We start from the raw sequence: 23,521 nt of genomic DNA, 5'->3' as shown, positions 1-23,521 counted from the left end.
TCCGGGGATGTGCTCGTCGGTGGGGCCGGTTAGCGTGGGGCGGCCGGCGAGCGCCGTCGGAGGAGTTCGTGGGGAGGGACGATGAGGCTGCCGCGCTCCGGCGCCGGCTGGACGATCGCGGTCTTCGGGCTCCTGGCGCTGCTGCTCGGCGCGTTGGGTCTGCTCTGGCCGGAGACGCAGCTGCGCCTGCTCGGCTTCGAGGTGCCGGCTGAGCGTGCCCCCGGTGACTACACCGGCACGTTCCTCACCGCGTCCTCGATGGCCTCGTTCAACATGGGGGTCTACTACCTGCTCGCGGTGGCCACCGAGTGGCGTCCGTTCTACCGGTTCACGGTCTGGTTCCGGCTGGTCACGTTCACCGTGTTCACCATCGCGGTGCTCTCCGACGTCGCGCCGGACCGGTTCTTCGGGGTGGCCGCCTGGGAAGGGCTGGGCGCGCTCGCGACCGCCGCCGGCCTGTGGTGGGACGCCCGTCGGGGAGCCGCGGCTCCGACGGTCCCGACCCGGTCGGACGACTCCGCGCCGGCGCCCGCCTCCGACGCGGCGCGCTGACCGACCGGGACCGTTGGGTATTTTCGAGCCGTGACCGAGACCCCGCCCGGCGCCATGCGGCTGCCCATCGTGCCCGGTCTGACCGACCTGTCAGTGTTCGCCCGTGGTGGTTACGCCACCGTCTACCGGGCCACCCAGATCTCGGTGGGGCGCGAGGTGGCCGTCAAGGTCGAGAACCGGACGCTGAACAACGAGCGCGACCAGGCCCGCTTCCTGCGCGAGGCCCGCGCCGCCGGGCGGATGTCGTCGCACCCGCACGTGGTCGACCTCTTCGACGTCGGGGTCACCGTCGACCAGCACCCCTACCTCATCATGGAGCTGTGCGACGGCTCGTACGCGGAACGGATGCGCACCTCGCCGCTCGACGCGTCGGAGACCCGCGACCTCGGCGTGAAGATCGCCGACGCGCTGGCCCACTCGCACGCGGCCGGCGTGCTGCACCGCGACGTCAAGCCGGCCAACATCCTGCACTCCGAGTTCAACTCGGCGGTGCTCGCCGACTTCGGTCTGGCGGTGCTGGCCGAGGTGCGCGACGCCTCGGTGACGCTGGAGGTGCTCACCCCGGCGTACGCGCCGCCGGAGATGTTCAACCACAGCCCGCCCAGCCCGGCCGTCGACGTCTACGCGCTCTGCGCCACGCTCTACGCGGTGATGCACGGCCGACCGCCGCGCTGGCAGTCCGAGCGCAACCCGAGCCTGGTCACCGTGCTGGAGATGTTCCAGCACCCGATCCCCGGCCTGCCCGGGGTGCCCGACGAGCTGATCGACGTGCTGCGCCTGGGCATGTCCAACGACCCGGGCGAGCGGCCGTCCGCCGTGGAGCTGCGCGGCCTGCTCGCCGCGCTCCCGCTCGACCCCGGCACCCCGACGCCCCCGTTCACCGGCGGCCGGTACGACCGCACCGGCGGCCCGTACGACCGTAGTGGCGGGCCGAGCCCGCGGCAGCCGGTCCGGGACGACCACCCGACCGTGCCGGCGCGGAGCCGGCGCTGGCCGAGGCGCTGGTTCCTCGGCGGAGCCGGGGTGCTGGCGTTGGCCGCCTCGGCAGCCGGCGGCGCCTGGCTGGCCGGCGGCACCCCGCCGGTGGTGTCGCCGACCCCGGTGGCGAGCGGTGCGGCCGGGATGACGCCGCTGCCCGGCTGCGCGTCCGCCGACGTCCGCCTCCCGGCCGGTGCGCGCTGTGCGCCCGAGTTGGAGTGCTACGGCCCGGTGCGCCTGCGCCGCGAACGCGCCGAGGCGAGCCGGGTGCCGTGCGACGGCCAGCACACCTGGGAGACCTACGCCGCCGGTGACCTGCCGACCGGTCTGACCGGGGCCGGCCACGACGCGGTCGCCGCCGATCCGGCTGTCCGCAAGGTCTGCAACGCGGGCACGTTCCGGCTGGTCAGTGGCGTCAAGTCGGGGGCCGGGTGGAACCTGGAGGTGCTGCCGCCGGCCGAGAGCGAGGCCGACCGCACCTACCGCTGCCTGGCCGGGCAGGGCGTGAACGCGCTGGCCCGCCCCACGCTCACCGGCCGCTGAGCCCGTTCGTCGCGCTCACCGGTCGCCGATCCCGTTCGTCGCGCCTACCGGTCGCCGATCCCGTTCACCGTCCGCTGCTGTCGCACCGACCTCGGGTCGAGCGCCTCCAGCGTGTCGGCGTCGAGCGCGCCGGCCGCGCGCAGCCCGCGGACCGCCCGGGGGTCGAGCGCCTCCAGCGTGTCCGCGTCGACCGGAGCGCCGCCCGGGGTGCGCAGGTTCCGCACCGCGCGGGGGTCGATCGCCTCCAGCGTGTCGGCGTCCACGCCGTACCCCGGGTCGGGGGTCGGCCAGCCCTCGGCCGACGGTGCGGCGACCCCGCCGCCGGGCGACTGCCGGGCGGCGGTGATCGTCACGCCGGCGACCATGCCCAGCACGACGCAGATCAGGGCCAGCACCACCGACAGGATGCCGGGCGGTCGCCACACCGCCAGCGTCACCAGCGCCGCCACCGTCGCCGCGGACGCGGCGACGGCCTTCACCCGCGCATCGGACCTCGGGAACGAACTCACCCGACAAGCATGGCTTAGCGCGTCGACCTGTCAACCGTCGACCCGGGACGGCTTCCCGTCACTCCAGCTCCACATCGGATCGCGAAAAGCGTCGATCGAGAAAAAATCGTTACATAACTCGGCATTTTGCGGCATCGGTCCGCTTTTGGGGGTCACTTCCGGTCCTGGGGGAATCCTAAAGTGACGGGGTCGAGACGCTCCTCGACGGATCTGTTCCCCACCGGAAGGCAGTCACATGCCCCGTGTAATCCGGCCCCTCGCCGCAACCGGGATCGCCGGGATCCTCCTCGCCGGATCGGCCGTCTCGCCCGCTGTGGCCGCGCCGACACCGCAACCGCCGACGTACGACCGCACCAGCGCGGCCGAGGCACGTCTGGTGGACCGCGTACCGACGCCGAAGCTGGACTGGTACGCCTGCTACGACTACGCCGAGTGCACCACGGTCCGGCTCCCGCTGGACTACGACAACCCGAAGGGCACCACCACCGAGGTCGCGCTGCTCCGGGTCAAGGCCCGCGACCAGCAGCACAAGGTCGGCAGCCTGTTCCTCAACCCGGGCGGCCCGGGCGGCTCCGGCACCAGCATCGCGCTCGCCGCGCCCTACTTCCTCGGCGACGACCTGCTCGACCGCTTCGACGTGGTCGGCGTCGACCCGCGCGGCATCGAGGCCAGCGACAACATCCGGTGCTTCCGCACCGTCAAGGAGCAGACCCGGGCGTACGCCGGGCTGAACGTCGCGTTCCCGTGGACGAAGGCGGAGGAGAAGGCATACGTCGCCGCCTCCAAGGCGGTCGGCACGGCGTGCTCGACCACCGGCAAGCCGCTGACCGGCGCGGCGTCCACCGCCGAGGTGGCCCGCGACATGGACGTGCTGCGCCGGGCGGTCGGCGACCAGAAGCTCAGCTACCTGGGCTTCAGCTACGGCACCGCGCTGGGCCAGTACTACGCCAACATGTTCCCGGACCGGTTCCGGGCGCTCGTCGTCGACGGTGTGCTCAACCCGAACGCCTGGGTCGGCCAGGGCCCGGCCCGCAACCAGCTCCAGGAGACGCGGCTGCGCAGCGCCGTCGGCGCGTACCGGGCGCTGCACGAGATCCTGGTGCGGTGCGGCAAGGTCGGCGCGGAGCAGTGCGCGCTGGCCGCCGGCGGTGACCCGGTCGCCGGGTACGACACGGTGGCGAAACGGCTGCGCAAGAAGCCGGCCGTGATCGACGACCCGGAGTACGGCTCGTTCACCGTCAGCTACGCCGACTTCGTCGGCGCCACGCTCAACGCGCTCTACGACCCGTACGGCTGGCAGTCGGTCGTGGACATCACCATGCAGCTGCTGGCCGCGACCGACCCGGCCACCGACAAGGCCACCGCCACGACGGCCCGCAGGGCGCTCGCCGCCCGTGCCGCGCAGGCCCGGCAGCAGCGGGGGTACGACTTCCCCTACGACAACGGGCTGGAGACGTTCCTGACCGTCGACTGCACCGACGCGTACCACCCGGGGAACGCGGACGCCTGGCCGGCGCTGACGGCCCGGGAGGACCAGCGGGCACCGTACTTCGGGCGGGCCTGGGCCTGGGGCACCGCGCCCTGCGCCCGGGACGCCTGGACGGTGCGCGACGAGGATGCCTACACCGGCCCGTTCAACCGCACCACCGCCGCCCCTGTGCTCGTGGTCGGCAACTACTGGGACCCGGCGACCAGCTACCAGGGTGCGGTCAGCTCGGCCGCGCTGCTGCCGAACAGCCGGCTGCTGAGCAGTGACAGCTGGGGGCACACCGCGTACGGCACCTCGACGTGCGTGACCGGGAAGATCGACGCGTACCTGCTCACCGGTAAGCCGCCGGCCAAGGGTGCGCGCTGCGTCGGTGACGCCCAGCCGTTCCAGGAGGACCCGCCGACCGGCCGGGTGGCCGCGTCCAAAAGCGAGCTGGCCCGCGCCGGCACGCCCGCTCGGGGTGAGCCGAAGCGGCTGCCGCCGGTGAGCACGCCGCGGCCGGCGGTAGGCACGCTGACCGTCCGCTGACGGACCCCCGGGGTACGGCGGGCGATCGGGCGTCCGCCGTACCCCGGGCCGTGGGATGCAGCGCGTTGTGTGGTGGTCGCTACGCTGAGTTCCCCGTCGTCGTGTTCCGCGATCGAGGTGTCCGATGCCCGAGATCTCTCCCCGCCGGCTCCGTTCCCTCGCCACCACGCTGGCCGTGGCGCTGACACTCACCCTGGCCGCCGCCGCCGGCTGCGACAACCGCCGCGAACCCCCGCTGCCCTCGGTGCTCGACAAGCTGCACGAGTCGCACATCGACGGTCAGGCGAAGATCAAGATCGGGGTGTCGGAGACCGAGCCGCTGATGGGCGAGCTGCGCAACGGCGCGCACATCGGCTTCGACGTGGAGATCGCCCGCTACATCGCCGCGTTTCTCGGCTTCCAGGGTGAGCAGCGCATCCAGTGGGTGGCGCTGGCCACCGAGGACCGCATTCCCGCGCTCCAGGGCGGCACCGTCGACCTGATCGTGTCGAGCTTCTCGATGACCGAGGAGCGCCAGAAACTGATCAGCTTCGCCGGGCCGTACTTCGTCACCACCCAGGAGGTGATGGTGCCGACGCGGCTGCGCGACCGGGTCCGCACCATCGAGGACCTGCGCCGGCCGGGGCTGCGCGTCTGCACCAGCGGCGGCTCCACCACCGAGGCGGAACTGGAGAAACACCAGGTCCGGGCGTACGTGGTGAAGACCGTCGGCGACTGCGTACGGGGCATCCGGGAGAAGCGGTACGACGTGGTCAGCTCCGACGAGACGATCCTGGCCGGCTTCCTGTCCCAGTACCCCACCGAGTTCGAGATCGTCGACATGCCGTTCGGCACCAGCGAACTGCTCGGCATCGGTGTGCCGATCGGCGACCCGGCGCTGCGTGACCTGGTCGCGTTCGCGCTTCAGAAGAGCTACCTGGAAGGGCGGGACGGGATCAGCAGCCCGTGGCTGACCGCGTACAACCGCACGCTCGGGCCGTGGCTCAAGGCGGACAAGTCCCAGCCGCAGCCGCTGAACGTGCCGAAGCTCGTCGACTTCGACGACAAGGCGCCCCGGCGATGACCGCCCCGCCGGACGCCGCCCCGCCGGACGCCGCCCCGCCGGACGCGGTCCCGGCGGGCGCTGCCGGCCCGGGTGCTGCCGTGACCGCCGGCCCGGGTGCTGCCGGGACTGCCGGGACCGCCGGCCCGGGTGCCGCCGCGCCGACCCGGGCCGTGCCACCGCCGGCCGACCCGGCCGAGCGTCGCGCGCGGGCCACCCAGTCGTTCTGGACCGCGGTCGTCGGGGTGCCGGCCGTCTTCTCGGTGCTGCGGCTCGGCGTCGAGGCGGGCGGCGAGTTGCAGACCACGCTGCTGCTGGTCGCCAACGTCGGCACGGTGAACCTGCTGGCCGGCTTCCTCACCACCGCCGCCGCGCTGCTCTCCACCGCACTGGTCGCGGTGTTCGCGCTCGGCGCGGTGCTGCGGGTCAGCGTGGACCGGATGCCGCCCGGAATCCGTCGGCCGCTCTTCGCCCGCTGGGTGGACAGCACGCCGGCCTGGTTCGCGGTGGCCAGCTTCCTGCTCGCGCTGGGCACCTGGCCGCTGCTCTACCTGCCGCTGCTGCTGCCGGCGTTCGTGGCCGCGTTCCAGCTCGGCCCGGAACGGCTGCACGAGCAGCGGGTGCCCCGGCTGCTGCTGCTCGCCGCCGGGTTCGCCGGATACCTCTGGCTGCTCGGGCCCACTCTGCTCGACGCCGGCCGGCAGGGGGAGGCGCTGGCGCTGGCGCTGCTTGTCGTACCGCCGGTGCTGGCGTTGTTCGTGACCGGTCCGCTGCCGGCGGCGGTGGTCCGGCCGCTCGCCTCGGTCACCGAGGCGGCGGTGCTGGCCATGCTGGTCTGGGCCGCGCTGCCGGTGATCAGTACGCCGGTGCTGCCGCTGACCGTCACCACCGTCGAGACGTCGCCCGGCGTCACCGAGGACGTCCGCGGTCACGTGGTCACCGTGGACGACGTCGACGTGGTGCTGCTCCAGGAACGTGGCGGCGTCCGCTACCTGCCGGTCGGCCAGGTACGCGCGCAGGTGCTCTGCCCGAGCGAGGACGAGCTGCCCCGGCGGCAGCTCCGGGTGCGTGACTTCCACGTGGAGGATTCACTGCTGGAGGGGCTGGGCCGCCGGGTCCGCCCGGTCCACCGCATCGACGCCGCCTGCCGCACGGTCCGCTGACCGGCGCGGCTCGCGACCCGCACGCAGATCCTGGAAGACGAGGGCCCTTCCGAGGGCCGTGTGCTTCCAAGATCTGCCCGAACCGGGGTCAGCGTGTCTTGCGGAGCAGGTCGGCCAGGTCGGCCGCCTCGGCCAGCTCGTCGCCGAGCGGGGTTCCCGCGTCGGCGACCGCTGCGGCCCACAGCAGCTCGGCCGGGGTGTCGGAGGCCAGCCAGCGGTCCAGCGCGCGTCTCGCCCGATCGTCGGGTGCCGACCATCCGACGATCTCCGTCAGGTGCCGAGTGACCGCCCCGCCCGGCAGCTCGGCGAAGGCCGCCAGGTACGGGCCGAGGTCCAGCTCCAGCGCGGCCACCGCGTCCAGGATGTCCTCCGCCGGATGCTCGGACGGCCACGAGGTCAGCGTCGACCGCCACCAGGCGCGGAGGAAGTCCTCCACCGCGCCCCGCTCGACGGGCGTCCAGTCCGCCCAGTGCCCGGCGATCCGGCGGGCCAGCGTGTCGGGCCACGACTGGTCGACCATCTCGCCGGCGGCGTACGCGGTCAGCAGCCGGGGCACCAGGTGCGGCAGCTCGTTCCCGTCACCCCAGGTGCCGGGGTTGGACAGGTAGCTGCCGAGTTGGTCCGGCGTCAACGCGCGCAGCGGCGTACGCCGGAAGCGGTCGACGTCGGCCGGGTCCACGCAGTGATCGCACGCCGCCATGTCGTCCGGCATCGGGTGCCGGGCGAACACGGCGTACAGCCGTTCACCCGCCCGCTCCACCTCGCCCGTTCCCACCCTGCCAGTCTCGCCGACCGCTCGGGTGGCACGCCACGGCTGTCAAACGGGGCCGGAGACAGCCACGGCGTTCCACCCCCCGAACGGTGGGGACACCCACGGTCAGTAGGACTTGTCCTGGGACAGGACGTGTTGGGCGACGAAGTTGAGGATCATCTCGCGGCTGACCGGGGCGATCCGGCCGGCGCGCACGGCACCGAGCAGCGTCGCCACGCCGTACTCGGTGGTCATGCCGGCCCCGCCGAGCGCCTGGACGGCGGTGTCCACGGCGAGCGCGGCGGCCTCGCCGGCCGCGTACTTGGCCATGTTGCCGGAGACGCCGGCCTCCAGGTCGCGGCCGGCGTCGTAGAGGCTGGCCGCCTTGTAGATCATGAGCCGGGCCAGCTCCACCTGGACGGCGGCATGCGCGAGCGGGTGCGAGACGCCCTGGTGCGAGCCGATCGAGCGCCCGCCCCAGACCTTGCGGGTGGCGGTGTAGTCGGACGCCTTCTCGACGGCGTAGCGGCCGGTGCCGGCGCCCATCGCGGCGACCGTGATCCGTTCCGGGTTGAGCCCGGCGAACAACGCCGGCAGGCCGGCGTCCAGCGACTCACCGACGAGCGCGTCGGCGGGCAGCCGGACGTCGTCCAGGAAGAGCTGGAACTGGTTCTCCGGGGACAGGATCTCCATGTCCAGCTTGGACTTCTCCAGGCCGGGCGCGTCGGTCGGCACGATGAACAACGCCGGCTTGAGCTTTCCGGAGGAGGCGTCCTCGGTCCTGGCCACCACCAGCACATGGTCGGCCTCGTCGACCCCGGAGATGTAGACCTTGCGGCCGGTGAGCAGCCAGTCGTCGCCGTCGCGGCGGGCCACCGTGCCGAGGCGGTGGAAGTTCGACCCGGCGTCCGGCTCGGTGATCGCGAAGACGATCTTCTGGGAGCCGTCGGCGAGGCCAGGCAGGTGCTTCTTGCGCTGCTCCTCCGTACCGTGCTTGTTGATCACGGTGGCGGCGATGGCGGGGGAGACCACGAGCAGCAGCAGCGGGCAGCCCGCCGCGGCCAGCTCCTCGCAGACCAGCGCCAGTTCGGTGATGCCGCCGCCCCCGCCGCCGTACTCGGTGGGGATGTTGACGCCGAGGTAGCCGAGCCGACCGGCCTCGTGCCACAGCTCGGTGGTGTGTTCTCCCGACTTGGCCTTGGCCACGAAGTAGGGGTGGCCGTACCGGCGGCCCAGCGCGCGTACCGCGTCGCGGAGCTGGTCCTGTTCGGGGGTGAGGTCGAAGTTCACTGCGGGTCCTCCTCGGGGTCGACCACGGCCAGCACGGCACCCGTCTCCACCTGGCCGCCGGGCGCGACCGGCAGCTCCGCCACCACGCCGTCGGCCGGGGCGAGCACGGGATGTTCGAGCTTCATCGCTTCCAGCGTCAGCAGCAGGTCACCGGCGGCGACCCGCTGGCCGACCTCGACGTGCACCCGGGTCACCGCGCCGGGCAGCGGCGCGAGCAGCGACCCGGCCGCCAGCTCCGCGGTGGGCTGGGGCAGCCGCGGCAGTTCGGTGAGGCTCGCCGCCCCGTCCGGGCCGTCCACGAAGACCGACGACCCCACCCGGTGTACGCGGAACGCCCGCCGCACCCCGTCCACGTCGAGCACCACCCGCTCCGGCGTGGCCGTCACCAGCTCCACATCGGGAGCGTCGGCGTTAAGAGGGGGCCCCTCCTCTACGCCAGGCGTTAGGAGGGGGCCCGTCCTTGTCCACTCGGCGAGGGTGCCGGTGCGGGTGAGGCGGTAGTGGATCTCCAGGTCGGTGAAGCGGGTGACCTGTGGGACGGCCGGCACGTTGCGCCAGCCCGACGGCAGCCCGGCCAGCACCGGTGCGGCGGCCCGGCGCGCGGCGGCCCCGGCCAGCGCCGCCGCCAACGCGGCCACCGGGAGCTGGTCGGCCGGCAGCAGCGGCGCGAAGACCTCGGGGTGCCGGTCCAGGAAGCCGGTGTCCACGTCGGCGGCGGCGAACTCGCCGCTGCGCAGCACCCGGACCAGCAGGTCCCGGTTGGTGGCCACGCCGTGCAGCTCGGCCCGGGCCAGCGCGCCGGCCAGGGCGCGGGCCGCCTCGGTGCGGGTGGGCGCCCAGGCGACCAGCTTGGCCAGCATCGAGTCGTAGTGCACGCTCACCGTCGAGCCGTCCACCACGCCGGAGTCCAGGCGCAGTGCCCGGGTGGGCCCGAACTCGGCGTCGACGCCGGGGATCGCGAACCGGTGCAGCGTGCCGGTGGCCGGGCGGAAACCCTCGGCCGGCTCCTCCGCGCAGAGCCGGACCTCGATGGCGTGGCCGTCGGGGGCCGGTGTGGTGGTGACCGGCAGCGGCTCGCCGTCGGCGACCAGCAGTTGCAGCCGGACCAGATCCAGGCCGGTGGTCAGCTCGGTGACCGGGTGCTCGACCTGGAGCCGGGTGTTCATCTCCAGGAAGTGCACCTGCCCGTCCGGCGCCAGCAGGAACTCCACGGTGCCCGCGCCGACGTAGTCGACCGTCCGGCCGGCCGCCACCGCCGCGGAGTGCAGCCGCTCGCGCACCCCGTCGGGCAGCACCCCGGGCGCCTCCTCGACGATCTTCTGGTGCCGGCGCTGGATCGAACAGTCGCGTACCCCGAGCGCCACGACCGTGCCGTGGGTGTCGCCGAAGATCTGCACCTCGACGTGTCGGCCACGCTCGACGTACCGCTCGATGAAGACCGTGCCGTCGCCGAACGCCGCCGCCGCCTCGCGGCGCGCGCCCGCGACGGCCTCGCCGAGCCCGGCCGCGTCGCGGACGATCCGCATGCCCCGGCCGCCGCCGCCGGCACTGGCCTTGACCAACACCGGGAACGCGGTTACCTGGTCGGGGTCGGTCCAGGTGGGCAGCATCGGCACGCCCGCGTCGGCGAGCAGCGCCTTGGCCGCCATCTTGTCGCCCATCGCGGCGATCGCCTTGGCGGACGGGCCGACCCAGGTCAGGCCCGCGTCGGTCACCGCCGCCGCGAACTCCGCGTTCTCGGCGAGGAAGCCGTAGCCGGGGTGGACCGCGTCCGCGCCAGAGCGCCGGGCCGCGTCCAGGACGAGGTCGATCCGCAGGTACGTCTCGGCCGGCGTGTTCCCCGGCAGCCGGACCGCGTGGTCGGCCTCGGCGACGAACGGCGCGTCGGCGTCCGCGTCGGAGTGCACGGCGACCGTGGCCACGCCGAGCGCGCGGCAGGTGGCGAAGACCCGGCGGGCGATCTCCCCCCGGTTGGCCACCAGAAGTCGAGTGATCATCAGCGCTGAGCCTGCCTTTCGTTCGCGACTGCGGGACTCCGCTTCGCTGCGTTCCTCGCGCTCACGGGTGCCTGCCTTTCGTTCGCGACTGCGGGACTCCGCTTCGCTGCGTTCCTCGCGCTCACGGCTACATCCGGAAGACGCCGAAACCGTCGGCGCCCTTCACCGGTCCGTTGTGGATCGCCGACAGGCAGAGCCCGAGGACGGTACGGGTGTCCCGGGGATCGATCACCCCGTCGTCGTAGAGCCGGCCGGAGAGGAACAGCGCCCCGGACTGCGACTCGATCTGCTGCTCGACCATCATCCGCATGGCGGTGTCGGAGTCCTCGTCGTAGTCCCGCCCCCGGGCCGCGGCGGCCTGCCGGGCCACGATCGACAGCACGCCGGCCAACTGTGCCGGACCCATCACCGCCGACTTCGCGTTCGGCCAGGTGAACAGGAACCTCGGCTCGTACGCCCGGCCGCACATGCCGTAGTTGCCGGCGCCGTAGGAGGCGCCCAGGTTGACCGTCAGGTGCGGCACCGTCGAGTTCGACACCGCGTTGATCATCAGCGCGCCGTGCTTGATGATGCCGCGCTGTTCGTACTCGGTGCCGACCATGTAGCCGGTGGTGTTCTGGAGGAAGACCAGCGGGGTGTCGGCCGCGTTGGCGAGCTGGATGAACTGGGTCGCCTTCTGCGCCTCCTCGCTGAACAGCACGCCCCGGGCGTTCGCCAGCACGCCGACCGGCCAGCCGTGCAGCTCGCCCCAGCCGGTCACCAGCGCCGTGCCGTAGCCGGGCTTGAACTCGTCGAACGCGCTGTCGTCGAGCACCCGGGCGAGGACCTCGCGCGGGTCGAAGGGCACCTTCAGATCGGCGCTGGCGATGCCGAGCAGCTCCTCCGGGTCGTACCGGGGTGGCAGCGGGGACGGGGTGCGCGGCGGCGGGCCGCCCTTGCGCCAGTTGAGCCGGCGGACGCACTGCCGGGCCAGCCGGATGCCGTCCCGCTCGTCCTCGGCGAGGAAGTCGGCCAGGCCGGACGTGGAGGCGTGCATCTTCGCGCCGCCCAGCGACTCGTCGTCGGTGACCTCGCCGGTGGCCATCTTCACCAGCGGCGGCCCGGCCAGGTAGACCTGCGACCGGTCCCGGATCATGATGGTGAAGTCCGACATGCCGGGCACGTACGCGCCGCCGGCGGTGGCGTTGCCGAACACCACGCTGACCGTGGGGATCTTCGCCGCGGAGAGCCGGGTCAGGTCGCGGAACACCCGCCCGCCGGGAATGAAGATCTCCGCCTGGGAGGGCAGGTCCGCGCCGGCCGACTCGACCAGGTTCACCATCGGCAGCCGGTTGGCCAGCGCGATCTCACCCGCCCGGCGCGTCTTCGCCAGCGACCACGGGTTGATCGCGCCGCCGCGTACCGTCGGGTCGTTCGCCACGATCAGGCACTCCACGCCCTCGACCACGCCGATGCCGGTCACGGTGCTGGCGCCGACCGGGAAGTCCGTGCCGTACGCGGCCACCGGCGACAGCTCCAGGAACGGGCTGTCCGGGTCGAGCAACAGCTCGATGCGTTCCCGGGGGAGCAGCTTGCCGCGCTTGTGGTGCCGGGTCACGTACTTCTCGCCGCCGCCGGCCCGCGCCTGGTCCAGCGCGGTCTCCAACTCGGCGAGGCGCTCCAGCAGCGCCTCCCGGTTGGCCGTGAAGACGGGTGCGGAGGTGTCGATCGCAGTCTGGAGAACGGTCACAGGCCCATGCCCTTCGCGATGATCTCGTTCATGATCTCGGTGGTGCCGCCGCCGATGCCGAGGATGCGGGCGTCCCGGTAGTGCCGCTCCACCTCCGCGTCGCGCAGGTAGCCGAAGCCGCCGTGCAGTTGCAGCGCGGCGTCCACCACGTGGTCGCAGGCAGCCACCGCCACGTTCTTCGCCATCGCCACCTCGGTCACCACCGGCTGCCCGCCGACTGCTCCAGGTCGCGGCGCGGCGCCAGACGCGCCGAGCTGGAGTGGTCGAGCCACCCGCTCGGCCACCTCGTGCACGTACGCGCGGGCCGCCTCGGCGCGGGTGTGCATCTCGGCCAGCCGGTGCCGGACGAGCTGCCGGCTCGCGAGCGGGCGGCCGAACGTGGCGCGGTCCCGGCACCACCGCACCGCCAGGTCCACGCAGCGCTGCGCGGTCGCGTACGCCTGGGTGGCCAGCGACAGCCGCTCGGCGGCGAACTGCTGCATGATGGCCAGGAAGGCGGTGTCCTCCGGGCCGACCCGGTTCGCCACCGGCACCCGCACGTCGACGAAGGACAGCTCGGCGGTGTCCGAGCAGTGCCAACCGAGCTTCTCCAGCCGCCGGCCCACGGTGAACCCGGGCGTGCCCTTGTCGATCACCAGCAGGCTGAGCGAACCGGAGCCGGGAAAGTCGGTGCAGACCGCGGTGGTCACGAAGTCCGCCCGAACGCCGCTGGTGATGTACGTCTTCGCGCCGTTCACCACGTAGTGGTCGCCGTCGCGGACCGCGCAGGTGCGGATGGCGGCCACGTCCGAGCCGCCGTCCGGTTCGGTGATCGCCAACGCGCCGATCATCGTCCCGCCCAGCGTGGGCCGGACGTACGTGTCGATCAGGTGCTCGTCCTGCGCCGCGATGATGTGCGGGAGCGCGATGCCGTGCGTGAACAACGCGGCGATCAGCCCGGACGAGCCGCCGGAGCGGATGATCTCCTCGGTGACCACGATCGAGTCGAGCAGGTCGCCGCCGCTGCCACCGACCGACTCCGGGAAGCCGATGCCGAGCAGCCCGACCTTCGCGGCGGTCTCGTGCAGCGACCGGGGCACCTCACCGGACCGCTCCCAGTCGGCCAGGTGCGGCAACACCTCCCGGGTGACGAAGGCGCGGGTCAGCTCGCGAAGTTGGCGACGCTCCGGGGTGTCCACGATGGTCATGCCGGCACCTCCGCCGGCAGGTCGACCACCCGGGCCCGGAGCAGCTCGCCGAGCGCCTTGGCCTGCGGGTCGAACCGGGTGGACGCGGCCACGCCCTGTCCGAGCAGCCCGCGGATCACGAAGTTGACCGCGCGCAGGTTCGGCAGCTCGTACCGTTCCACGGTCAGCGGGGCGGTCTCCGGCAGCAGCTCGGCCAGCCGCTCCACGGTCAGCCAGCCGCGTAGCCAGGCCCAGGTGGCGTCCGTGCGGGCCCAGACGCCGAGGTTGGCGTCCCCACCCTTGTCCCCCGACCGCGCCCCCACCAGCTCCCCCAGCGCCCCCCGCCGCGTGCGGTGCAAGGAGGGGCCCCCGGTTAACGCCTGGTGCATAACAGGGGGCCCCGGCAAACCACCCGTCACGGAGGGCGGGCGGATCGGCACGCGCTCGCCGGAGGGGAGCACCGCCACGTGCGTCACCGCGTCCTGGGGCACGGTGTCCGAGGTGAACACGCCGTACGGCGTGGCGTCGCCGGGCAACGTGGTCAGCGTGCAGCCCGGGTAGGAGGCCAGCGCCAGCTCCACCGCGGCCGCCGAGAACGCCCGCCCGGCCCGCGCCTTGTCGACGTCACGCAGGTGTACGTGCAGCAGCGCGCTCGCCGCCTCGGTGTCGGCCGCGTCCGGGTGGTCGGTGCGAGCCAGCGTGAATTCCAGCCCGTCCGGGCCCACCGCGTCCGTCACCTGGCCCCGGACCAGGTCCGCCTTGGCCGGGATGTCCAGCCCGCACAGCACGAACGTCATCGAGTTGCGGAAGCCGCCCAGGTTGTTGACGCCCACCTTGAGCGTGTCCGGCGGGGGCGTGCCGCGTACGCCGGAGACGCGTACCCGGTCCGGTCCCGCCTGCTCCAGCCGGACCGTGTCCAGCCGGGTCACCACGTCCGGCCCGAGGTAGTCCGGCCCGCCCACCTCGTAGAGCAGTTGGGCGGTGACCGTCTCGACGGTGACCGCGCCGCCGGTGCCGGGGTGCTTGGTGAGCACCGACGTGCCGTCCGGGTGCAGCTCCGCGATCGGGAAACCGGGGCGCCGGCCGCCGTCCGGCAGCTCGGTGAAGAAGCTGAAGTTGCCGCCGGTGACCTGCGCCCCGCACTCGATCAGGTGCCCGGCCACGGTCGCCCCGGCCAGCGCGTCGAGGTCGTCCCGGGTCCAGCCGAACCGGGCGATCGCCGGGCCGACGGCCAGCGACGCGTCGGTGACCCGGCCGGTGACCACCACGTCCGCGCCCGCGTCGAGGCAGGCCGCGATCCCGAACGCGCCCAGGTACGCGTTCGCGGTCAGCGCGTCCGGCCGCTGGAGCGCGTCGCCCTCGACGTACCCGACCCGCACGTCGAGGCCGAGTCGTGCGGCGAGCGACCGGATCGCGTCGGCCAGCCCGGCCGGGTTCAGGCCGCCGGCATTGGTGACCAGCGTGACCCCGCGCTCCCGCGCGGTGCCGAGCACGCCCTCCAGTTGGCGCAGGAACGTCTTCGCGTAGCCCAGCGACGCGTCGCGCATCCGGTCGCGACCGAGGATCAGCATGGTCAGCTCGGCCAGGTAGTCGCCGGTCAGCACGTCCAGCTCGCCGCCGTCGAGCATCTCCCGCCAGGCGGCGAGCCGGTCACCGTAGAAGCCGGACGCGTTGCCGACCCGCAGCACCCCGCTCATGGGCGGGCCTCCGCCGCCCGGCCGGCGCCCGGCGGGCCGGCGAACGCCTGGGCCACGTCCAGCCACTCGTCGGCGACCGGCCCGGTCGCGACCAGGGACAGGTCGGCGCGGTGCCGGCGCTGCGTGACCAGCAGGCAGAAGTCGAGCGCCGGCCCGGTCAACCGGTCGGTCGCCGCGGCGGGCCCGAAGGCCCAGACCTCGTCGCCCGCCGGTGCGGTGAGTTCGACCCGGACCGGCTCCGTCGGCACCGGGCGGCCGTGCGCGGCGAAGCTGTGCCCGAGGGTACGGAAGCCGAGGTGCGCGACGTGCCGCAGCCGGGCGGTCGGAGCGCGGGTGACACCGAGCGCGTCGGCGACGTCCTCGCCGTGCGCCCAGGTCTCCATAAGCCGGGCGGTGGCCATCGAGGCGGGCGACATCCGGGTGCCGTACCAGGGCAGCTTCTCGCCGGCCGGGGTGGCGGCCAGGGCCGCCGCGAGCGCGGTGCGGCCGTCCCGCCAGCGGGCCAGCAGCGCGGCCGGCGGGGCGAGGAAGGACTCGGCCCCGTCGTCGACCAGCCGGGCCGGGTCGGGCGCGGACAGCACCGAGGCGTAGAACGCGTCGGGGTCGGTGGCGGCGAGCCCGGCCACGTGGTCGGTCCAGGCCAGGTGGGCGATCTGGTGGGCGACGGTCCAGCCGGCGGCCGGGGTGGGCCGGGCCCAGTCCTCCGGCGGCAGCCCGCTGACGAGCGCGTCGAGCTGGTCGGACTCGGCGGTGAGATCCGCGAGCAGTGCGGTCGCGTCGACCATGGTGCCTCCGGGCGGGTGGGCCGGTCAGGGGGCGTCGGGGGTGAGCAGGGTGGCGAGTTGGCGCTTCCACATCCGCAGCAGGGCGGTGCGGCGGGGTGAGTCGTCGCTGAGCAGGTTGGCCACGCCCAGCCCGCGGAGCAGGTCGAGGGTGGCCTGCACGGCCTCGCGGATGCCGGGCCGGCGTTCGTCCACACCGAGCAGCTCGACGGTGAGCCGGTGCATCTCCCGGCCCACCGTGGCCTCCAACGGCACCAGCGCGTCGCGCAGCTCGGCGTCGGTGCGGGCGGCGACCCAGAGTTCGAGGGCGGCGACGAAGAGCGGCCCGGTGAAGGCGGCGCCGAGCAGGTCGATCACCCGGTCCAGCCGTCGCGGGCCGGCCGGCAGCGCGTCCGCCTCGGTGCGCAGCTCCACCGCCCGGCGTTCGGCGAGGTGGGCGACGGCGGCGGTGACCAGGGCGGCCTTGGTGGGGTAGTGGTGCAGCTGGGCGCCCCGGGAGACGCCGGCCCGGGCGGCCACCACCGTGGTCGTGGTGCCGGACCAGCCGTGTTCCACCAGGCACTCGACAGTCGCCTCCAGCAGCCGGGCCTGGGTGGCGCGGCTGCGTTCCTGCTGCGGGACGCGGGTCGGTGCGGTGGGCACGGGGACAGCGTCCCGCCCCGGAAACAAACAGTCAAGCCTGACTTTTTCTGCCGCCGCTATCCGACACCCCTCGGACGGTCCGTTCCGCGATACTGTGCTCGGTTCACGGGGAGGCACGACGATGGATGAATTCGTGCTGGTCGGCGGGTCCGGTTTCCTGGGCGCCGCGACCGCCGAGGCACTGCTGGCCGCCGGTGCGCGGGTGACCGTCGTGGACCGGCATCCGCCGGCCGGCACGAGCACCGGCGCGGCCGACTGGATCCGCGTCGACCTGCTGGTCGACGACCCGCCCGAGCTGCCGCCCGGCCTCGTCGTGGTGCTGCTCGGCGCCAGCGAGCCGCGCCCCCGCCGGCCCTGGACGCTGCCGCTCGACAACGCGATCAGCACCGCCCGGCTGCTGCCCCGGCTGGCCGGACGCCGGGTGGTGCTCACCTCCTCCGTCGAGGTGTACGGCGCCGCGGCCGGTCCGCTGACCGAGGAGACCCCGCCCGACCTGCCGTGGTCGGTCGAGGAGCTCGACGACTGGTGCGCCGCCGCCCGCGAACTGGCCCGGACGCCCTGCCCGCCCTGGCGGGCCGCCCCGCTGGCCCGGGCCATGGCCGACGCCGACCCGACCGGCCGGTGGCCGTACGCGATGGCGAAGCTCGCCCAGGAACGGCTCGTCGCCGGCGTGGTCGACCCCGACCGGCTGACCGTGCTCCGGCTCGCGAACGCCTTCGGCGCGGGACAGCACCGGGTCGCCACCCGGCTGGTCCGCCGGGCCCGCCAGGGGCTGCCGCTGCCGGTCACCGCGGACGCCGTACGCAGCTTCCTGCCCGCCGACGCCCTCGCCCGGATGCTGCTCGACGGGATCGGCCCCGGCGTCTGGAACGTCGGCGGGGAGCCGGTGTCCCTGGTCGACCTCGCCACCTGGATCCGTGACCTGTGCGGGTCGTCGGCGCCGCTGCTGACCACACCCCGGCGTACGCCGGACAGCTCCGGCCTGGTGGTCACCGACAAGTTGACCGCCGCCGGTCACCGCGTGCCGCCGCTCCGCCCGCGTCTGGCCGAACTGGTCGACGCGGTCGACGCCGACCGGGCACCCGTGTTCCGGCCGCCGTTGCCGGTCGTCGTGCCGCCGCCGCCCGCCCACCCCGACCTGGTGGCCGACCGCCAGCAGGCGGCGCTCGCCAGCGGCGAGGTCAAGCACGGCAACCGGTGGACGCGGGAGCTGACCGAACGACTGGGCAAGGAGCTGGAACTCGACGACGACCACCGGGTGCTGGTCACCGCGTCCGGCACCGCCGCCCTACGGATCATGGTGGCCGCCACCGTCGGCCCGGCCCGCCCCGGCGACGTGGCGGTGCTGCCGTCGTACACGTTCCCCGCCACGGCGGAGATCCTGGTCCAGCTCGGGTACGCGCTGCGCTTCGTCGACGTGGACGCCGCGACCTGGACGCTCGACCCGGCGGCCGTCGCCAGCGCCGTCGCGCGGGGCGGCGTACGCGTGGTGCTCGGCGTGGACACCTTCGGCAACCCGTGCGACTACCCGGCCCTGCGGGCGGTCTGCGACCCCGCCGGCGTGGCGCTGCTGGCCGACTCCGCCGCCGCCCTCGGCAGCCTGCACCGGGGCCGCCCGGTGGCACAGCAGGCGCTGGCCCACTCGTACTCGATGAGCTTCGCCAAGGTGGTCTCCGCCGGTGGGGCCGGCGGCGCTCTGGTGCTGCCCGCCGACGCCGCCGAGGCGGTGCTCGCCGCGCCGGCCGGCTGGACCCGCTCGGAGCTGATGAACGAGCTGCACGCCGTCGTCGCGGTCGACCAGCTCGCGGAGCTGGACACGCTGGTCCGCCGGCGGGGCGAGGTGGCCGAGGTGTACGCCGCCGCCGCCCGCACCCTGCCGGTGGAGTTCCAGCAGGTCCGCCCGGGAGACCGGCACTGCTGGGTGCACTGGGTGGCCCGGATCGCCGACCGGGACCGGGTGGCGGACGCGCTGGCCGCGCTCGGCGTGCAGACCAAGCCCTACTTCGCGGCGATCCACCGCGGCCCGCTCGGCGGCGGCGAACGGCTGCCGGTGACCGATCGGCTGGACGCCGAGGCGCTCGCGCTGCCGATGTCGTCGGAACTCACTGTGGAGCAGGCGGAACGGGTGGTCGCCGCGCTGCGCCGCTGCCTGGGCTGAAGCTCGCCGGCACCGGCTGGCGGGCCGGGCGGTCAGGCGGGCGGTCAGGCCGGGCGGCGGCCGGTCACCAGCAGTTGCTTGCCGGCGTCGGCGAGGACCGGGTCGTCGCCGAGCCGGCGCTCCAACGCCAGCAGCGCGTCCCGGTCGGCGGCGAGCCGCCCGGCCAGCCCGGCCCGGCCCAACGGCCCGGCGCTGACCAGCAACCCGGCGCTGCGGACCTCGACCAGGCCGGCGGCGGTGAACGCGGCCGCCAACCGGGCGCGGTCCAGCAGGTGCAGGTCGGCGGCGTGCCCGTCGGCCCGCCAGACGCCCCGGCGCCGGGTCAACCGGTCCACCGCCTCGTCGTCCCGGCCGGCGCCGACCAGCTCCAGCACCAGGCCCACCAGCGAGTCGACGAGCACCGCCAGCACCCCGCCCGGACGCAGCCAGCCGGCCAGGTGCCGGACCGCCCGCTCGGGATCGGCTGTGTATTGCAGCGAACCCATCGCCAGCACCGCACCGGCCGTGGCGGGCAGCGTCACCTCCGTCATCGAGCCCTCGACGAGCGTGAAGCCGGGACCGGGCGGCCGGCGGCGCAGCTCGGCGACCATCCCCGGTGCCTGCTCCACGCCGGTCACCGGATGGCCCAGGTCGAGCAGGCGTCGGGCCCAGCGCCCCACACCGCAGCCGGCGTCCACCACCGGGCCGTCGGGCGGCAGCAGCGCGCTGACCCGCTCCCACGCCAGATCGTCGTACGCGCGCCGGTGCGGCACCGCGAAGTGCTCCTCGTAGCCGGGCGCCAGCGCGTCGTACAGCGGCTGGCTCGGGCGCATCGGCTCAGACAAGGCTGCGCCGCCCGCGCCGCCACTGCCGGTCGGCCAGGTAGGTGCCCGGCCGCCAGCGCAGGTTGAGGCTGTAGTTGCTGCCGCAGCCGACGCACTCCTTGCGGAACAGTCGCGCGTGCTCGGCGCGGTACTCCGGGGCGTCGACGATCTCGGCGATCGGGCGCTGCCGGACCGAGGCGGTCGGGTCGTGCGCCCAACAGCCGCCGATCTCGCCCCGGGAGTGCACCATCAGCTTGAGCTGCGACTCGGCGCAGGGCAGGTCCCGTTGCACGAGATCGTCGAAGTGCCCGCGCAGGTACCGCAGCTCCGAGTAGCGCGGCAACCACCGCTGGTCCGCCCGGGCCATCGCCTCCAACTCGGCCAGCGCCGCGTCGAGCCGGTCGCCGGCCACGTCGGTCTGCCCGGTGACCGCGTCGGTGCGGAACAGGAACGTCCGGTCGGTGACCAGGTTGAGATAGAGCGCCACGCCCAGCTCCTGGGCCAGCGCCGCGATGCCGGGCAGGCTGTCCACGTTGTCCCGCATGACGGTGAAGTTCATCCGCACCTTCAGGCCGAGCCGGTCGCGCTCCGCGATCAGGTTCCGCAGGTGCCGGGTGGTCGTCTCGAACGCGCCGAGCCGGCCCCGGATCCGGTCGTGCACCAGCGCCGTCGGGCCGTCGACCGAGACGTTGAAGCTGCGTACGCCGGCGGCGAGCACCTCGTCGAGGACGGGCGGGGTGAGCCGGATGCCGTTGGTGTTCAGGTGCAGGTGGCGCACCCCCACCTCGCGGGCGTACGCCATCAGGGTCACCGCGTCCGGCCGGATCAACGGCTCACCACCGGTGAAGTTCACCTTGTGGATGCGCATCGCGACGAGTTGGCGCATGACGTCCCGCCACTCCTCGGTGGACAGCTCACCCTTGGTGTTGGTGGTCCAGCAGCCGCAGCTCGTGCAGCGCAGGTTGCAGTTGTCGGTGAGGAACAGCTCGGCGACCAGCGGCCGGACGTGCAGCCGGGGCGCGACCCGCTCCTTGATGGCGAGCCGGCCGAAGAACCAGGCCAGCCGCGCGGTGTCGGCCACGCTCACGGCTGCCTCCGGACGGGGTGGGTGATGCTCACGGCTGCCTCCGGGCGACGACGAAGAGGTTGGCCGCGCGGAACAGCCGGCCGTCGAGGTGGATGCCGCGCTCCAGCAGGCGGCGTACCGGCCCGCCGGTGAGCAGCGCCGGGATCTGCAACCACCGCCAGAACAGGTTGGCGCCGGTCACCGTGGTCGGCGCGAAACCGGCCGCGCGCAGCAGGTCGAGCAGGTCGGCGGTGCGGTAGTTGGTGTGCCGGTCCCGGCCGACCGACATGTCCCCGCGCAGGTCGTTCGAGAGGTCCGCGAACCGGCTGTGCCACACCTGCGACCCGAACCGCCACGAGTAGACGCGACGGTGCAGCCGGGGGAAGTCGAACTTCGCGTTGTCGGGGTCGAGGAAGCTGAACACGTGCCGGCGCGGCACGGTGAGCACCAGCAGCCCACCGGGGACGAGCACCCGGTGCGTCTCGGCGAGCAGCGCGGCCTCGTCGGGCACGTGCTCCAGCACGTCGAGCAGGCTGACCGAGTCGAAGCGACAGTCGGTGAACGGCAGCGGCCGACCGACCCGCAGCCGGTGCAGTGGCAGGTCGGGGTGGCGGGCGGCCAGCCCGGCGAGGTAACCGGGGTGCGGGTCGGCGCCCTCGCAGGTCACGGTGCCGTGTTCGTGCAGCGCGGCGAGGAAGTCACCGGGGCCACAGCCCAGGTCGAGGTGCCGGCCGGTGCGGCCGGCCAGCGCGGACCAGGCGAACGCGTACCGGCGCAGCGGGTGGGTGGCGAAGGGCTGCCGGACCGCTCGGCGGGTCGCCGCGTCGGCCCGGTTCGTCGGCCCGGCCGGGCGCTCGTCGGCGCGGCTCATCGGACCAGCCGGGCGCAGAGCGCGTCCAACGTGGCGGCCAACCGGGCGCCGTCGACCGCGCCGGGCAGTGGCCGCTCGGCCAGCAACCGCCGCTGCCGCTCCGGGTGCGCGGCCACCACGGCCGGCAGGTCGGCCGCGTCCCACACCGCGATCACCCGGCCGGAACGCTCCTCGTCGCGCAGGTAGGCGACCTGGTGGTCGTTGCCCATCTCGCCCCGCGCGGCCTCCCGGGCCACCGCCACCGGCACCCGGCCGAGCCGCTGGACCAGGCGCACGGTGTTCCCCGCGTGGGTGATCACCACGTCGGCGGCGGCGAGCCGCTCCCGCAGGTCGTCCAGCGGCAGGAACGCCTCGTGCGGGCACGGCGGCGTCACGGTCGACGTGCCGGTCTGGACGAACACCTCGTGCCCGGCGCAGAGCGGCGCGACGCCGTGGATCAGGCGGTCGAACGGCCACGGACCCATGCCGACGGTGACCAGGACACGGGCCATGGTCAGTAGAGCTCGCCGATGAGCACCGCGCGGGGGCGGGACGCCAGCAGGGCGGGGCGCTGCACCAGCACCGCGGCGGCGAGCCGGGAGCAGAACCGGGCGGCGGAGCCGGCGGGCCCGGTCATGTTGAACGTCTCCAACCACAGCGACGGCACCCGGAGCAGGCGGGCGGCGAGGAAGACCCCGACGGCCACGCCGGTGCCGGCCGACACCACCACGTCGGGTCGCTCGCGGCGCAGCAGCCGCAGCGCCCGCCAGGTCGCCGGCAGCACCCGCAGCCGGGTGCGGGTCGACAGCTCGGGCTGCCAGTGCACCCGCTGCCCGGCCAACGCCACCTCGGTGTCGGGGGCCCGGACCGCGACCCAGACCGGATCGTGCCGTGCCCACCAGGGGCGGAGCGCCAGCAGGTCCAGCAGGACGCCACCGCTGCTGGAGACGAGAAGCACCCGGTACCGCCGTCCCATCAGGCCACGCTATCGCAGAGTCGGAACTCAGGACGCCCCCGTCCGGCGTGGACGTCGGGTACCCGTCAGCGACCGTCCCGGGGGCCGAAGGCGGTGAGCGCGTCCAGGTCGGAGTATCCGCCGCGCAGGTACTCGTCGACCCACTGCGCCGCCTCCGGGAAGCCGGACCCGGCGACCACCTCGGCACAGGCGGCGTCCACGTCGAACCGGGTGCGGCGCAACTGCACCCCCGGACCGAGCAGCGCCCACCAGGCGCCCGCGCCCCCGTACGGCATGCCGACACTGCCCGGGTTGACCACCAGGCGACGGTCGACCAACCGGGTGTACGGCATGTGGGTGTGCCCGCAGACCACGGTGCCGACCTCGGCCGGCAGGCCGGCGAAGACCTCGGCCCAGCGCTCCGGCCGCGAGTCGACGAGTACGACCTCCTCGTCGTCGCGGGGCGTCGCGTGGCAGAAGAGCACGTCGCCGAGCCCGGCCACCGGCAGCGTGACGTGCGGTGGCAGCGCGGCCAGCCGGGCCACCTGGTCGTCCCGGAGCTGCGCGGCGGCCCAGTTGGCGACCTCGAACTCCGACGGCGTCCCGGCCCGTGCCTCGACCAGCTCCCGCTCGCCGTTCCCGCCGACCCAGCGGGCGCGGTCGCCGAGTGCGGTGAGCCGGTCCAGCACCTCCACCGGCTGCGGGCCGGACGCGATGTCACCGGTGAGCACGATCAGCTCGGCGGCGGCCACGTCCGGCTCGGCCAGGACGGCCTCCAGCGCCGGCAGCACACCATGGATGTCGGAGAGTACGGCGACCCGATCGATCATC

Annotated in this window: 21 protein-coding genes; 6 read left to right on the top strand and 15 right to left on the bottom strand. The window is 74.1% G+C overall.

Going from position 1 to position 23,521, the window contains the following annotated elements:
• The first annotated feature begins 81 nt into the window (after positions 1-81).
• Positions 82-552: a hypothetical protein gene (locus ACZ6O5_RS06780; RefSeq protein WP_465974953.1), complete on the top strand. Its 471-nt coding sequence runs from the start codon at positions 82-84 to the stop codon at positions 550-552.
• A 30-nt stretch (positions 553-582) separates the two neighbouring features.
• Positions 583-2,073: a serine/threonine-protein kinase gene (locus ACZ6O5_RS06775; RefSeq protein ID WP_465974951.1), complete on the top strand. Its 1,491-nt coding sequence runs from the start codon at positions 583-585 to the stop codon at positions 2,071-2,073.
• 44 nt (positions 2,074-2,117) lie between these two features.
• Here the strand turns inward: ACZ6O5_RS06775 and ACZ6O5_RS06770 are convergent, their stop codons facing one another.
• Positions 2,118-2,552 (bottom strand): hypothetical protein, encoded by a 435-nt coding sequence (locus ACZ6O5_RS06770; RefSeq protein ID WP_465974949.1) that lies wholly within the window; start codon positions 2,550-2,552, stop codon positions 2,118-2,120.
• 265 nt (positions 2,553-2,817) lie between these two features.
• On the opposite strand from ACZ6O5_RS06770, the gene ACZ6O5_RS06765 reads away from it, so the two are divergent.
• From ACZ6O5_RS06765 to ACZ6O5_RS06755, 3 genes are all read left to right on the top strand, one after another.
• The gene (locus ACZ6O5_RS06765) at positions 2,818-4,599 is read left to right on the top strand and encodes an alpha/beta hydrolase (RefSeq protein WP_465974947.1); all 1,782 of its coding nucleotides are present in this window, start codon (positions 2,818-2,820) and stop codon (positions 4,597-4,599) included.
• 124 nt (positions 4,600-4,723) lie between these two features.
• The gene (locus ACZ6O5_RS06760; RefSeq protein ID WP_465974945.1) at positions 4,724-5,662 is read left to right on the top strand and encodes a transporter substrate-binding domain-containing protein; all 939 of its coding nucleotides are present in this window, start codon (positions 4,724-4,726) and stop codon (positions 5,660-5,662) included.
• Entirely contained in the window at positions 5,659-6,804 is a 1,146-nt protein-coding gene (locus ACZ6O5_RS06755; protein WP_465974943.1) for a hypothetical protein, read from the top strand. Before ACZ6O5_RS06760 ends, ACZ6O5_RS06755 begins: the two co-directional genes overlap by 4 nt.
• Positions 6,805-6,892: 88 nt before the next feature.
• On the opposite strand, the gene ACZ6O5_RS06750 is transcribed toward ACZ6O5_RS06755, so the two are convergent.
• From ACZ6O5_RS06750 to ACZ6O5_RS06715, 8 genes are all read right to left on the bottom strand, one after another.
• Positions 6,893-7,579: a hypothetical protein gene (locus ACZ6O5_RS06750; protein WP_465974941.1), complete on the bottom strand. Its 687-nt coding sequence runs from the start codon at positions 7,577-7,579 to the stop codon at positions 6,893-6,895.
• Positions 7,580-7,681: 102 nt separating this feature from the next.
• Positions 7,682-8,845, bottom strand: a complete 1,164-nt coding sequence (locus ACZ6O5_RS06745; protein ID WP_425788612.1) for an acyl-CoA dehydrogenase family protein — start codon at positions 8,843-8,845, stop codon at positions 7,682-7,684.
• Positions 8,842-10,842 (bottom strand): acetyl/propionyl/methylcrotonyl-CoA carboxylase subunit alpha, encoded by a 2,001-nt coding sequence (locus ACZ6O5_RS06740; protein WP_465974939.1) that lies wholly within the window; start codon positions 10,840-10,842, stop codon positions 8,842-8,844. Before ACZ6O5_RS06740 ends, ACZ6O5_RS06745 begins: the two co-directional genes overlap by 4 nt.
• Before the next feature lie 127 nt (positions 10,843-10,969).
• Positions 10,970-12,571, bottom strand: coding sequence for an acyl-CoA carboxylase subunit beta (locus ACZ6O5_RS06735; RefSeq protein ID WP_465974937.1), 1,602 nt, complete (start codon positions 12,569-12,571; stop codon positions 10,970-10,972).
• Positions 12,568-13,758 carry an acyl-CoA dehydrogenase family protein gene (locus ACZ6O5_RS06730; RefSeq protein WP_465974935.1) on the bottom strand — a complete coding sequence of 397 codons (1,191 nt, stop codon included), beginning with the start codon at positions 13,756-13,758 and terminating at the stop codon, positions 12,568-12,570. Before ACZ6O5_RS06730 ends, ACZ6O5_RS06735 begins: the two co-directional genes overlap by 4 nt.
• Complete coding sequence (locus ACZ6O5_RS06725; protein ID WP_465974933.1) at positions 13,755-15,434, bottom strand: acyclic terpene utilization AtuA family protein; 1,680 nt, start codon at positions 15,432-15,434, stop codon at positions 13,755-13,757. The genes ACZ6O5_RS06730 and ACZ6O5_RS06725 overlap by 4 nt, the downstream gene beginning before the upstream one ends.
• A complete protein-coding gene (locus ACZ6O5_RS06720) occupies positions 15,431-16,219 on the bottom strand; it encodes a TIGR03084 family metal-binding protein (RefSeq protein ID WP_465974931.1) in 789 nt (262 codons plus the stop codon). Before ACZ6O5_RS06720 ends, ACZ6O5_RS06725 begins: the two co-directional genes overlap by 4 nt.
• Positions 16,220-16,243: 24 nt before the next feature.
• A complete protein-coding gene (locus ACZ6O5_RS06715) occupies positions 16,244-16,858 on the bottom strand; it encodes a TetR/AcrR family transcriptional regulator (RefSeq protein ID WP_107159578.1) in 615 nt (204 codons plus the stop codon).
• A 121-nt stretch (positions 16,859-16,979) separates the two neighbouring features.
• Here ACZ6O5_RS06715 and ACZ6O5_RS06710 point away from each other — a divergent pair, with 121 nt between their 5' ends.
• Positions 16,980-19,016 carry an FAD-dependent oxidoreductase gene (locus tag ACZ6O5_RS06710; RefSeq protein WP_465974929.1) on the top strand — a complete coding sequence of 679 codons (2,037 nt, stop codon included), beginning with the start codon at positions 16,980-16,982 and terminating at the stop codon, positions 19,014-19,016.
• 44 nt (positions 19,017-19,060) lie between these two features.
• On the opposite strand, the gene ACZ6O5_RS06705 is transcribed toward ACZ6O5_RS06710, so the two are convergent.
• The 6 genes from ACZ6O5_RS06705 to ACZ6O5_RS06680 form a co-directional block, all read right to left on the bottom strand.
• Positions 19,061-19,828: a class I SAM-dependent methyltransferase gene (locus ACZ6O5_RS06705; protein WP_425788628.1), complete on the bottom strand. Its 768-nt coding sequence runs from the start codon at positions 19,826-19,828 to the stop codon at positions 19,061-19,063.
• 4 nt (positions 19,829-19,832) lie between these two features.
• Positions 19,833-20,906 carry a radical SAM protein gene (locus ACZ6O5_RS06700; RefSeq protein WP_465974927.1) on the bottom strand — a complete coding sequence of 358 codons (1,074 nt, stop codon included), beginning with the start codon at positions 20,904-20,906 and terminating at the stop codon, positions 19,833-19,835.
• A 28-nt stretch (positions 20,907-20,934) separates the two neighbouring features.
• Positions 20,935-21,756, bottom strand: a complete 822-nt coding sequence (locus tag ACZ6O5_RS06695; protein ID WP_465974925.1) for a class I SAM-dependent methyltransferase — start codon at positions 21,754-21,756, stop codon at positions 20,935-20,937.
• Positions 21,753-22,247, bottom strand: coding sequence for a hypothetical protein (locus tag ACZ6O5_RS06690; protein ID WP_465974923.1), 495 nt, complete (start codon positions 22,245-22,247; stop codon positions 21,753-21,755). The genes ACZ6O5_RS06695 and ACZ6O5_RS06690 overlap by 4 nt, the downstream gene beginning before the upstream one ends.
• A 2-nt stretch (positions 22,248-22,249) precedes the next feature.
• Positions 22,250-22,711 (bottom strand): glycosyltransferase, encoded by a 462-nt coding sequence (locus ACZ6O5_RS06685; RefSeq protein WP_465974921.1) that lies wholly within the window; start codon positions 22,709-22,711, stop codon positions 22,250-22,252.
• Positions 22,712-22,776: 65 nt separating this feature from the next.
• On the bottom strand, positions 22,777-23,520 hold the full coding sequence (locus ACZ6O5_RS06680) for a metallophosphoesterase family protein (protein WP_465974919.1): 744 nt from the start codon (positions 23,518-23,520) through the stop codon (positions 22,777-22,779).
• Between the last annotated feature and the right edge of the window lies 1 nt (position 23,521).

It is taken from the genome of Micromonospora sp. NPDC049201 (assembly GCF_055586805.1).
This window is presented reverse-complemented; position numbering and strand designations above follow the sequence as displayed.

What these genes read in the sequence shown, in the direction of transcription:
- ACZ6O5_RS06680 (WP_465974919.1), bottom strand. Translation starts at nt 23,520, where the DNA reads ATGATCGATCGGGTCGCCGTACTCTCCGACATCCATGGTGTGCTGCCG.
- ACZ6O5_RS06705 (WP_425788628.1), bottom strand. Translation starts at nt 19,828, where the DNA reads ATGCGCCCGAGCCAGCCGCTGTACGACGCGCTGGCGCCCGGCTACGAG.
- ACZ6O5_RS06760 (WP_465974945.1), top strand. Translation starts at nt 4,724, where the DNA reads ATGCCCGAGATCTCTCCCCGCCGGCTCCGTTCCCTCGCCACCACGCTG.
- ACZ6O5_RS06690 (WP_465974923.1), bottom strand. Translation starts at nt 22,247, where the DNA reads ATGGCCCGTGTCCTGGTCACCGTCGGCATGGGTCCGTGGCCGTTCGAC.
- ACZ6O5_RS06695 (WP_465974925.1), bottom strand. Translation starts at nt 21,756, where the DNA reads ATGAGCCGCGCCGACGAGCGCCCGGCCGGGCCGACGAACCGGGCCGAC.
- ACZ6O5_RS06730 (WP_465974935.1), bottom strand. Translation starts at nt 13,758, where the DNA reads ATGACCATCGTGGACACCCCGGAGCGTCGCCAACTTCGCGAGCTGACC.
- ACZ6O5_RS06685 (WP_465974921.1), bottom strand. Translation starts at nt 22,711, where the DNA reads ATGGGACGGCGGTACCGGGTGCTTCTCGTCTCCAGCAGCGGTGGCGTC.
- ACZ6O5_RS06710 (WP_465974929.1), top strand. Translation starts at nt 16,980, where the DNA reads ATGGATGAATTCGTGCTGGTCGGCGGGTCCGGTTTCCTGGGCGCCGCG.
- ACZ6O5_RS06765 (WP_465974947.1), top strand. Translation starts at nt 2,818, where the DNA reads ATGCCCCGTGTAATCCGGCCCCTCGCCGCAACCGGGATCGCCGGGATC.
- ACZ6O5_RS06755 (WP_465974943.1), top strand. Translation starts at nt 5,659, where the DNA reads ATGACCGCCCCGCCGGACGCCGCCCCGCCGGACGCCGCCCCGCCGGAC.
- ACZ6O5_RS06720 (WP_465974931.1), bottom strand. Translation starts at nt 16,219, where the DNA reads ATGGTCGACGCGACCGCACTGCTCGCGGATCTCACCGCCGAGTCCGAC.
- ACZ6O5_RS06725 (WP_465974933.1), bottom strand. Translation starts at nt 15,434, where the DNA reads ATGAGCGGGGTGCTGCGGGTCGGCAACGCGTCCGGCTTCTACGGTGAC.
- ACZ6O5_RS06740 (WP_465974939.1), bottom strand. Translation starts at nt 10,842, where the DNA reads ATGATCACTCGACTTCTGGTGGCCAACCGGGGGGAGATCGCCCGCCGG.
- ACZ6O5_RS06780 (WP_465974953.1), top strand. Translation starts at nt 82, where the DNA reads ATGAGGCTGCCGCGCTCCGGCGCCGGCTGGACGATCGCGGTCTTCGGG.